The organism is Streptomyces sp. NPDC058653 (assembly GCF_042716895.1).
In the GTDB taxonomy this organism is placed as follows: domain Bacteria; phylum Actinomycetota; class Actinomycetes; order Streptomycetales; family Streptomycetaceae; genus Streptomyces.
In genome coordinates, this window is sequence record NZ_JBHXRM010000085.1 from 1 (window position 1) to 9,280 (window position 9,280).

The following is a 9,280-nucleotide window of genomic DNA, read 5'->3' on the forward strand; positions in this document are numbered from 1 at the left end:
GCCGGGCCCCGCGGATCCGCGGGGCCCGGCCGGACCGGGTCCTAGAGGCCCGGGTACAGCGGGTGCTTCGCCGCCAGCGCCGTCACACGCGCCGCCAGCGCCTCACGGTCGAAGGCGGGCTTCAGCGCCGCCGCGATGACGTCCGCGACCTCCGCGAAGTCCTCGGCCGTGAAACCGCGGGTGGCCAGCGCCGGGGTGCCGATCCGCAGGCCGGAGGTGACCATCGGCGGGCGCGGGTCGTTCGGGACGGCGTTGCGGTTGACCGTGATGCCGATCTCGTGCAGCCGGTCCTCGGCCTGCTGGCCGTCCAGCTCCGAGTTCCGCAGGTCGACCAGGACCAGGTGCACGTCGGTGCCGCCCGACAGGACCGAGACGCCGGCCTCGGTGACATCGTCCTGGACCAGCCGCTCCGCGAGGATGCGCGCGCCGTCCAGCGTCAGCTGCTGGCGCTGCTTGAACTCCTCGGACGCCGCGACCTTGAAGGAGACCGCCTTCGCGGCGATGACGTGCTCCAGCGGACCGCCCTGCTGGCCGGGGAAGACCGCGGAGTTGATCTTCTTGGCCAGCTCCTGGGTGGAGAGGATCACCCCGCCGCGCGGGCCGCCCAGGGTCTTGTGCGTGGTGGTGGTGACGACGTGCGCGTGCGGCACCGGGTTGGGGTGCAGCCCGGCGGCGACCAGCCCGGCGAAGTGCGCCATGTCGACCATCAGGTACGCGCCGACCTCGTCGGCGATCCGGCGGAACGCGGCGAAGTCGAGCTGACGGGGGTACGCGGACCAGCCGGCCACGATCAGCTTGGGGCGCGACTCCTTCGCCAGCCGCTCGACCTCGGCCATGTCGACCTGGCCGGTCTCCTCGTCGACGTGGTAGGCGACCACGTTGTAGAGCTTGCCGGAGAAGTTGATCTTCATGCCGTGCGTCAGGTGACCGCCGTGGGCCAGGTTCAGGCCCATGATCGTGTCACCGGGCTTCAGCAGCGCGAACATCGCCGCCGCGTTGGCCTGCGCCCCGGAGTGCGGCTGCACGTTCGCGTGCTCGGCGCCGAAGAGCGCCTTCACCCGGTCGATCGCGATGTTCTCGATCACGTCGACGTACTCACAGCCGCCGTAGTAGCGGCGGCCCGGGTAGCCCTCGGCGTACTTGTTGGTCAGGACGGAGCCCTGGGCCTCCATGACCGCGACCGGAGCGAAGTTCTCCGACGCGATCATTTCGAGCGTCGACTGCTGTCGGTGGAGTTCGGCGTCGACGGCGGCGGCGACGTCGGGGTCGAGCTCGTGGAGTGAGGAGTTGAGGAGCGACTTCGAAGACATCACAGTCCCTGGGGTCTCAGTTGCCGGAGAATTCGGTGTACTCGTCGGCGGAGAGCAGGTCCTTCGGCTCCTCCGCGACGCGCACCTTGAACAGCCAGCCGCCCTCGAAGGGCGCGGAGTTCACCAGCGAGGGGTCGTCCACGACGTCCTGGTTCGCCTCGGTGACCTCACCCGTCACGGGGGAGTACAGGTCGCTGACCGACTTGGTCGACTCCAGCTCGCCGCAGGTCTCGCCCGCGGTCACCGTGTCACCGACCGCGGGGAGCTGGGCGTACACGACGTCGCCGAGGGCGTTCGCCGCGAACTCCGTGATGCCGACCGTCGAGACGCCGTCGTCGGCGGTCGACAGCCACTCGTGCTCCTTGCTGTAGCGCAGCTGCTGGGGGTTGCTCATGTCGTGAATTCTCCTGTACGCGGGGGAGTGGTGAGGAACACGTGTCTTGCCCACTGAGATGCCCGCCCGGGACCGGGCGGGCCCGGGGGCTACTTCTTGCGCTTGTAGAAGGGCAGCGCGACGACCTCGTACGGTTCGACGGAGCCCCGGATGTCGACCCCGACACCCGCCGTGCCCGCCGTGGCGTGCGAGGCGTCCACATACGCCATCGCGATCGGCCGGCCCAGCGTCGGCGACGGCGCGCCCGAGGTGACCCGGCCCACCACCTCGCCGCCGGCCACGACCGGATAGCCGGCCCGCGGTACCCGGCGGCCCTCGGCGACGAGCCCGACCAGCCTCCGCGGCGGCGCGCTCTCGGCCCGCCCGGCGGAGGCCTCCAGCGCCGTACGGCCCACGAAGTACCCCTCCTTCTCGAACTTCACGACCCTGCCCAGGCCCGCGTCGAAGGGCGTGAGACCGGTGGTCAGCTCCTGCCCGTACAGCGGCATCCCCGCCTCCATGCGCAGGGTGTCGCGGCACGAGAGCCCGGCCGGTACGAGTCCGGCGGACGCGCCCGCGGCCGTCAGGGCCCGCCACAGCACTTCCGCGTACCGGGGCTCGACGAACAGCTCGAAGCCGTCCTCACCCGTGTAGCCGGTACGGGCGATCAGCGCGGGCACGCCGGCGACGGTGCCGGGCAGCCCGGCGTAGTACTTGAGCCCGTCCAGGTCGGCGTCGGTGAGCGAGGCGAGGATGCCGGGCGACTCGGGGCCCTGGACGGCGAGCAGCGCGTACGCGTCGCGGTCGTCCCGCACCTCGACGTCGAAGTCCGCGGCGCGGCCCGTCAGCTCGTCGAGCACCACCTGCGCGTTGGAGGCGTTGGCGACGACCATGAACTCGGGTGATCCGTGCGTGTCGAGGCGGTACACGATCAGGTCGTCCAGGATGCCGCCGTCCTCCTGGCAGATCATGGTGTAGCGGGCGCGGCCCACGGCGAGCGAGCCGATGTTGCCGACCAGCGCGTAGTCCAGCGCCTCGGCCGCCCGCGCGCCGGTGACGGTGATCTCACCCATGTGGGAGAGGTCGAAGAGCCCGGCCTTCGTACGGACGGCGAGGTGCTCCTCGCGCTCGCTGGCGTAGCGCAGCGGCATGTCCCAGCCCGCGAAGTCGGTCATCGTGGCGCCCAGCGAGCGGTGCACGGCGTCGAGCGCGGTGTGGCGCGCTCCGCCGGGACCGGCCGCGCCGGGGGCGGGGGTACGGGGCGTATCGCTCATAGGTGTGACTCCCAGGGGCATGACAGAGAGGACAATCCTCCCCATCTGTCATCGGAACCTGAGAGGTTCACCACGACGTGTACGTACACGTACGCATACGGAGGTCGTGACTTGCACCTTGGGTGGAAGCGCCTGACGGCGATTCGCTTTTCAGATCTGCCTCGTCCGCGCGGTACTGGGCCTGAGAGATTCAAGGGAGGAACTTGCTCCTTCGGCGCCCGGCACCCACGGTGACCAGGACTCTCCCGCGCGGATTCGAACGGCCGGTATGGAGTTGGCGCGCACATCATCGCACGCGCCGCCGTCCCCGGGGAGGGAGGGCGACGGGCTCGTCCGTCCGGGGGACCGGACGGGGCCGACAGGGCCGTGAACAGCAAAACGCTTGTGCCGTATTACCCATTCTTTACACTTCAAGGGCAGGGAACATCGACCAGAGCGATGGACCCGACAGGGGGAGGGCGATGACGTTGCAGCGGTCCCGTGCAGGCGCGTACGCGACGACCGCGGGGGTGCCCGCCCAGCCGGCGGCGGTCCCGCGCCGATCCCTGGCGGCGGTCCCGCCGGTCGTCCGGGACCTGCGCGAACGGGGGAGCCGGGGCCCCCGGCGCCTGACGTTCGGCGACGGCGACGTGGTGGTCGTCTCCGGGCTGCCGGGCAGCGGCAAGTCCACCCTGATCGGCCGGGCCGCGGCGGGCCGGGGGATCGACTCGCAGGACACCCGCGACCGCTGGGCCCGCCGGCTGCCGGCCCCCCTGCCGTACGCGGTCTACCGGCCGCTGGTGCGCCTCGCGCACTACGCGGGGCTGCGGCGGGCGCTGCGCTCAGGCGGGAGCGTCGTGGTGCACGACTGCGGCACCCAGGCCTGGGTCCGCCGCTGGCTGGCCCGTGAGGCACGCCGGCGCGGCAGACGGCTCCATCTGGTCCTGCTGGACGTCACGCCGAAGACGGCCCGCGCGGGCCAGCGCGAACGCGGACGCGGCGTCTCCGGCTACGCCTTCGCGCGCCATCGCCGCGCGGTCTCCCGCCTGGTCGCGGACGCGGACGCGGGCCGCCTCCCCTCGGGCTGCGCGTCGGCGGTCCTGCTGGACCGCGACGCGGCGACGGCGCTGCTCGGGATCGACTTCCGGAGGCCGTGAACGGGGGCGCCTCCCGCGCCGGAGACCCGGGACCCCGCGCGGGGCGGGGCCCCGACCGTGCGGCGTTAGGGTTTTCCGGGTCACGCGGGGGCGGGCAGGCCGTCCGCGAACGCGCGGGCCGGGGCGATACGGGAGAGTCAGTGAACACAGCATGGCCGGGCAACGAGTTGGAAGAGGTGCTCGCGGCGTCGCTCGGGAACGCGGCGGCGGGCGGGCGGCTGGTCGAGGTCCTCGGAAGGAGCCGGCTCTGGGTGCCGCTGCCCAACGGCGGCGGTCCCGACAGCCCCGGACTCGATCTGCCCACCCTGGAGATCGAGGGCGCGCCGTACGTGCCCGTCTTCAGCTCCGAACAGCAGTTCCGCCAGTGCGTCGGGGCCCATATGCCCTTCACGGTCGCCCCCGCCCGCGAGTTCGCCCGCGGTCTGCCCCCGCAGCTCGGAATCGCCGTCAACCCCGGCGGCATGGTCGGCGCGCCCCTGCCGCCGCTCGCCGTCGCGGAGCTGTGCCGGGTGGGCCGTACGCCGCTGGACGGGCCCGCGAGCGGCGGCCGGGTGCGGCTCTTCGAGCCGGACTGGCAGGAGGACCCCGTCGACTTCCTCAACGCGGCGGCGGAGGAGTTCGAGGCCTCGGGCGTCGTCGTCACCGCCCGCCGGGGGCTGGCGAGCATCGAGGGCGAGCCCCCGGTGCTCTTCGTCGGCGTCCAGCTCTCCTCCTGGGAGGCCGCCGAGCGCAACGCCCCCATGGACGCGCTGGGCAGGGCGCTCGGCCGTGTCCAGGTCGGCTGGCCGGTCAATCTCGTGCTGCTGGACGCCACTCAGGACCCGGTCGGAACATGGATGGTGGAGCGGGTGCGGCCCTTCTACCAGCGGGCGGCCGTCCCGCCCGCGTAACACGCCGTACGGCCCGTGCCCCGGAACCGGCCATGACCCGCCGCACTAAGCTGGTTTGATGGCCTGGCCGGCACGGGCCCGTAGCGGGGAGGCCGGTGAGAATCGTGGACGACGAGGGGCGGGACCAAGAGTGAGCGCGTCAGGCACCGCGGCGGCCGGGCAGGTCGAGCACATGCTGCGCCAGGTGACGCCAGGACGCTACGACGCCTACGAGGCGCTGCTCCAGGCACTCGCGGACGGCTCCGCCGGCCAGGTGTGGATGCTGCTCTGGCACGGGCGCGCGGGCTCGCCCGACGCCCAGTACGGGAACATGGAGGTCGACGGCCTCGGCTACGCGCCGTGCGTCACCTCCGCCCAGGAGCTCTCCGTCAGCGGCTGGAACCGCGCGCACGAGGTCGTCACCGGCCGCGACATCGCCCGCGCCCTCTACCCCGAACGCTGGGGGATCTGGCTGAACCCGCACTCGCCCGGCGGCGGAGTGGGAATCCCCTGGCTCGATCTGCGCCGGATCGCCACCGGTCTCGACCGGATGCCCGCGGGCCCGCTGCGGCTGTCCGAACCGGCCGTCGAGATCCCGCAGTTCTACGCGCTGCTCACGCAGAACGCCCACCGCACCCCCGCCGTGCGCTCGTTGCGCCGGGCATGGGTCCACCCCGCGCTGGGCGCCCCGTACCTCACGATCGGTCTGGATCTGTACGACACGAGCCCGGCCTCCGTCGACGCCGTGCGCGCGATGATGCAGCAGTCCATCGGCGCGGTCCCGGAGGGGCTGCCGGTCTCCACCGTCGCGATGTCCGACGAGTACGACCCGGTCACGATGTGGCTGCGCGCCAACTCCCGGCCCTTCTACGACCGCGAGGCCCACGGGGCGCCCCAGGGCGCTCCCGGCTACGGCTACCCGCCCACCGCGCCGCGCGCCTACTGACCCCGTACGGCTCCGTACGGGCCCCGCTCCGTACCCGCCGGTAGTGCAGGCGTACCGTACGGACTGCGGACACCGCGAGCGGGGGCGAAACCTACCGAAAACGGCTGGCTGTTCCGCTGAGGCGATCACAACGTCCGGATAACGGTAGGTGTCACGCTCCATCACGTTTGAGCAAACATTCCCCTTGACCACTGGCGGGTGATCACTACGGCCATGAAGACTCCCCGCAGCGGGGACCGTCGGTCCCTTGTGCGAGCAGCCCGGCATCGCTCCACAGGAAGTCCTTGACGGGACGCTTCCGCGACACCAGCACCGATGTGTGCGCCAACTGATGCGAGACAGGCCGTTACAACGGCGGGTACGGGCCGGCGACCGCCGGCCAGGAGGGGTCGAAGACGTTGTGACCGCACCGATCGAGACCACCAAGTCGGCTGCCGAAGTGCAGCCGGAGGCAGTGCTCACGGGCGCCAAGCAGAGCCAGATAGAAGGGCGTTCGCTCGGTCGAATAGCCTGGACGCGCTTCAAGCGCGACAAGGCCGCCGTGGCCGGCGGCATCGTTGTCATCCTTCTGGTGCTGCTCGCCGTCCTCGCCAAGCCCATCCAGGCACTCTTCGATCTCGACCCCAACGCCCTGAACCAGGACCTGGTCGACCCGGAGCTGCTGGCCCCCAAGGGCGCCTGGGGCGGAATGAGCTGGGACCACCCGCTCGGCGTGGAGCCCGGCCTCGGCCGTGACCTCCTCGCCCGCATCATCGAGGGCTCCTGGGTCTCGCTGCTCGTCGCCGCCGGAGCCACCCTGCTCTCGGTGGCCATCGGCACCCTCCTCGGCGTGATCGCCGGTTACTACGGAGGCTGGGTCGACGCGGTCGTCAGCCGGCTGATGGACACCTTCCTCGCCTTCCCGCTGCTGCTCTTCGCGATCTCGATCTCGGCCGCCCTCCAGGACGGCGCCTTCGGGCTCAGCGGACTGCCACTGCGGATCGGTGTGCTGATCTTTGTGATCGGCTTCTTCAACTGGCCCTACATGGGCCGGATCGTGCGCGCGCAGACCATGAGCCTGCGCAGGCGTGAGTTCGTCGACGCGTCCCGGAGTCTGGGGGCCAGAGGGCCCTTCATCCTCTTCCGGGAACTGCTGCCGAACCTCGTGGCGCCGATCCTCGTCTACTCGACGCTCCTGATCCCCACGAACATCCTCTTCGAGGCCGGTCTGAGCTTCCTCGGAGTGGGCATCGCCCCGCCGCAAGCATCGTGGGGCGGCATGCTCACCACCGCGGTGGACCTGTACGAGGTCGATCTGCACTACATGTTCGTACCCGGCATGGCGATCTTCATCACTGTGCTGGCGTTCAATCTGCTGGGCGACGGGCTGCGTGACGCACTCGACCCCCGCAGCAAGTAATCCACGGCGGCCGACCTTGAGCTCTGTGCCGTATCCATCGATAGAGGGGGCTTTCCTCCGGATGAAGACCAAGAAAGCGACAGCTGTCCTCGCGACAGCCATCGTGCTGGCGCTCGGCGCGTCGGCGTGCGGCGGCTCGGACAGCAAGGACAACGACAGCAAGAGCGGTGCCGGCGTCGACGCCGGACTGACCTCGGTCGTCAACAAGTCCGACAAGAAGGGGGGCACCGTCACCTTCGAGCACTCGGACGTGCCGGACTCCCTGGACCCGGGCAACACCTACTACGGCTGGGTGCAGAACTTCTCCCGTCTGTACGGCCGTACGCTCACCACCTTCAAGCCGGCCGCCGGCAAGGAGGGCCTGGAGGTCGTTCCCGACCTCGCCGAGTCCCTCGGTGAGCCGAGCGCGGACGCCAAGACGTGGACGTACAAGCTCCGCAAGGGCGTCAAGTTCGACGACGGCAGCCCCGTCACCTCCAAGGACGTCAAGTACGCCATCGAGCGCAGCAACTTCGCGCCCGAGGCCCTCTCGCACGGTCCCACCTACTTCAAGGCCTACCTGCTGGGCGGCGAGAAGTACAAGGGCCCGTACAAGGACAAGTCCGCCGAGGGTCTGAAGTCCATCGAGACCCCGGACGACCAGACGATCGTCTTCAAGCTCAACAAGCCGTTCGCCGACTTCGACTACCTGGCGACCTTCTCGCAGACGGCCCCCGTGCCGCAGGCGAAGGACAAGGGCGCCGAGTACGTCAAGCAGATCGCGTCGTCGGGCCCGTACAAGTTCGAGTCGTACAACGAGGGCCGCAGCGCGACCCTCGTGCGCAACCCGCACTGGGACAAGGCCACCGACCCGATCCGCCCGGCGCTCGCCGACAAGATCACCATCAAGTTCAAGGTCAACCCGACCACGGTCGACCAGCACCTGATGAGCGACAACATCACGGTGGACGCCGCCGGCACCGGTCTTCAGACGAAGACCCAGCCCAAGGTCCTCACCAAGTCGAGCGAGAAGGCGAAGACGGACAACTCGTACGCCGGCGCCACCTCGTACCTCGCGCTGTCGACGAAGGTGAAGCCCTTCGACAACGCCGACTGCCGCAAGGCCGTCCACTACGCGATCGACAAGGCGTCCGTCCAGGCCGCGCTCGGTGGCGACACCAAGGGCGACGTGGCGAGCACGCTGCTCCCGCCGACGGTCAACGGGTACCAGAAGTTCGACCTGTACCAGACCGAGGGCAACAAGGGCGACATCGCCAAGGCGAAGGCCGCGCTCGCGGACTGCGGTCAGCCGAACGGCTTCAAGACCAACCTGACCGCCCGCTCCGACCGTCCCGACGAGGTGCAGATGGCGACCGCCATCCAGGCCTCGCTGAAGAAGGTCGGCATCCAGGCGGAGATCAAGCAGTACCCGTCGGGCAAGTACTTCGGTAACTTCGCCGGTGTCCCCAGCTACGTGCACGAGCACGACCTCGGCATGATGATGATGGCGTGGGGCGCCGACTGGCCGACCGGCTTCGGCTTCCTCGACCAGATCGTCAACGGCTCCGCCATCAAGCCCTCGGGCGGCAACAACCTGATGGAGCTGGACGACCCGAAGATCAACAAGGCGCTGTCGGACGGTATCGCGCAGACCGACGCCGCCGCCCGCACCAAGGCGTGGGGCGAGGTCGACAAGCTCGTCATGGAGAACGCCTCGGCCGTGCCGCTGATCTACCGCAAGAACCTGCTGTACCGCCCGGACTCGGCGACCAACGTCACCGTGACCCAGGCGTACCTCGGTATGTACGACTACCTGCTGATCGGCTCCACCACCTAATCCAGCGGTAGAGCTTCCCAACCCCCCGAAATGCCTGAAAGGCAGGTGAAGGCTTCGGGTCCGCCGGCCGGGTCACCCCCCGCCGGCGGGCCCCGCGCCGATCGGCTGTGTCTGCGTACATAATCCGACGCGTGATAGACCCGGGATTGCGGTTGGT

The 9,280-nt window shown here is 70.2% G+C and carries 8 protein-coding genes and 1 riboswitch; of the genes, 5 read left to right on the forward strand and 3 right to left on the reverse strand.

All coding sequences use genetic code 11. The features are described 5' to 3' along the window. Positions 1-41: 41 nt before the first annotated feature. The 3 genes from glyA to gcvT all read right to left on the reverse strand — a co-directional run bounded on the left by glyA (position 42) and on the right by gcvT (position 2,957). Positions 42-1,310: a serine hydroxymethyltransferase gene (glyA, locus tag ACFWU9_RS36030; protein ID WP_384325319.1), complete on the reverse strand. Its 1,269-nt coding sequence runs from the start codon at positions 1,308-1,310 to the stop codon at positions 42-44. A gap of 16 nt (positions 1,311-1,326) precedes the next feature. Beyond that, a complete protein-coding gene (gcvH, locus tag ACFWU9_RS36035) occupies positions 1,327-1,704 on the reverse strand; it encodes a glycine cleavage system protein GcvH (protein WP_078074962.1) in 378 nt (125 codons plus the stop codon). 89 nt (positions 1,705-1,793) lie between these two features. Beyond that, on the reverse strand, positions 1,794-2,957 hold the full coding sequence (gene gcvT, locus ACFWU9_RS36040) for a glycine cleavage system aminomethyltransferase GcvT (protein ID WP_384325320.1): 1,164 nt from the start codon (positions 2,955-2,957) through the stop codon (positions 1,794-1,796). Between the two features lie 160 nt (positions 2,958-3,117). After that, positions 3,118-3,215: riboswitch (glycine riboswitch) on the reverse strand. A 203-nt stretch (positions 3,216-3,418) separates the two neighbouring features. Here gcvT and ACFWU9_RS36045 point away from each other — a divergent pair. The 5 genes from ACFWU9_RS36045 (at position 3,419) to ACFWU9_RS36065 (ending at position 9,123) form a co-directional block, all read left to right on the forward strand. Then, entirely contained in the window at positions 3,419-4,093 is a 675-nt protein-coding gene (locus ACFWU9_RS36045; RefSeq protein ID WP_384325321.1) for an AAA family ATPase, read from the forward strand. 140 nt (positions 4,094-4,233) lie between these two features. Next, entirely contained in the window at positions 4,234-4,983 is a 750-nt protein-coding gene (locus ACFWU9_RS36050; protein WP_384325322.1) for an enhanced serine sensitivity protein SseB, read from the forward strand. Positions 4,984-5,113: 130 nt separating this feature from the next. Beyond that, positions 5,114-5,908, forward strand: coding sequence for an enhanced serine sensitivity protein SseB C-terminal domain-containing protein (locus tag ACFWU9_RS36055; RefSeq protein WP_384325323.1), 795 nt, complete (start codon positions 5,114-5,116; stop codon positions 5,906-5,908). A gap of 400 nt (positions 5,909-6,308) precedes the next feature. Then, a complete protein-coding gene (locus tag ACFWU9_RS36060; protein WP_329381206.1) occupies positions 6,309-7,307 on the forward strand; it encodes an ABC transporter permease in 999 nt (332 codons plus the stop codon). Between the two features lie 61 nt (positions 7,308-7,368). Further along, a complete protein-coding gene (locus ACFWU9_RS36065) occupies positions 7,369-9,123 on the forward strand; it encodes an ABC transporter substrate-binding protein (protein ID WP_384325324.1) in 1,755 nt (584 codons plus the stop codon). The last annotated feature ends 157 nt before the right edge of the window (positions 9,124-9,280 follow it).

What these genes read in the sequence shown, in the direction of transcription:
- glyA (WP_384325319.1), bottom strand. Translation starts at nt 1,310, where the DNA reads ATGTCTTCGAAGTCGCTCCTCAACTCCTCACTCCACGAGCTCGACCCC.
- gcvH (WP_078074962.1), bottom strand. Translation starts at nt 1,704, where the DNA reads ATGAGCAACCCCCAGCAGCTGCGCTACAGCAAGGAGCACGAGTGGCTG.
- gcvT (WP_384325320.1), bottom strand. Translation starts at nt 2,957, where the DNA reads ATGAGCGATACGCCCCGTACCCCCGCCCCCGGCGCGGCCGGTCCCGGC.
- ACFWU9_RS36045 (WP_384325321.1), top strand. Translation starts at nt 3,419, where the DNA reads ATGACGTTGCAGCGGTCCCGTGCAGGCGCGTACGCGACGACCGCGGGG.
- ACFWU9_RS36065 (WP_384325324.1), top strand. Translation starts at nt 7,369, where the DNA reads ATGAAGACCAAGAAAGCGACAGCTGTCCTCGCGACAGCCATCGTGCTG.